1 rRNA gene is annotated in these 717 nt (G+C 55.2%); it reads left to right on the forward strand.

Features of this window, described 5'->3' with window-relative positions:
* Positions 1–693, forward strand: a 23S ribosomal RNA gene (locus ACLJNW_RS22985); the annotation flags it as partial.
* Between the last annotated feature and the right edge of the window lie 24 nt (positions 694–717).

Below are 717 nucleotides of genomic sequence, written 5' to 3' on the forward strand. Positions count from 1 at the left end.
ATCCGGGTTGCGGACAGTGTCTGGTGGGTAGTTTGACTGGGGCGGTCTCCTCCTAAAGAGTAACGGAGGAGCACGAAGGTTGGCTAATCCTGGTCGGACATCAGGAGGTTAGTGCAATGGCATAAGCCAGCTTGACTGCGAGCGTGACGGCGCGAGCAGGTGCGAAAGCAGGTCATAGTGATCCGGTGGTTCTGAATGGAAGGGCCATCGCTCAACGGATAAAAGGTACTCCGGGGATAACAGGCTGATACCGCCCAAGAGTTCATATCGACGGCGGTGTTTGGCACCTCGATGTCGGCTCATCACATCCTGGGGCTGAAGTAGGTCCCAAGGGTATGGCTGTTCGCCATTTAAAGTGGTACGCGAGCTGGGTTTAGAACGTCGTGAGACAGTTCGGTCCCTATCTGCCGTGGGCGCTGGAGAACTGAGGGGGGCTGCTCCTAGTACGAGAGGACCGGAGTGGACGCATCACTGGTGTTCGGGTTGTCATGCCAATGGCACTGCCCGGTAGCTAAATGCGGAAGAGATAAGTGCTGAAAGCATCTAAGCACGAAACTTGCCCCGAGATGAGTTCTCCCTGAGACTTTAGGTCTCCTGAAGGAACGTTGAAGACGACGACGTTGATAGGCCGGGTGTGTAAGCGCAGCGATGCGTTGAGCTAACCGGTACTAATGAACCGTGAGGCTTAACCTTACAACGCCGAAGATGTTTTGGCGG

Origin of the sequence: Salmonella sp. SAL4457 (assembly GCF_046548235.1) — a bacterium.
In the GTDB taxonomy this organism is placed as follows: domain Bacteria; phylum Pseudomonadota; class Gammaproteobacteria; order Enterobacterales; family Enterobacteriaceae; genus Salmonella; species Salmonella enterica.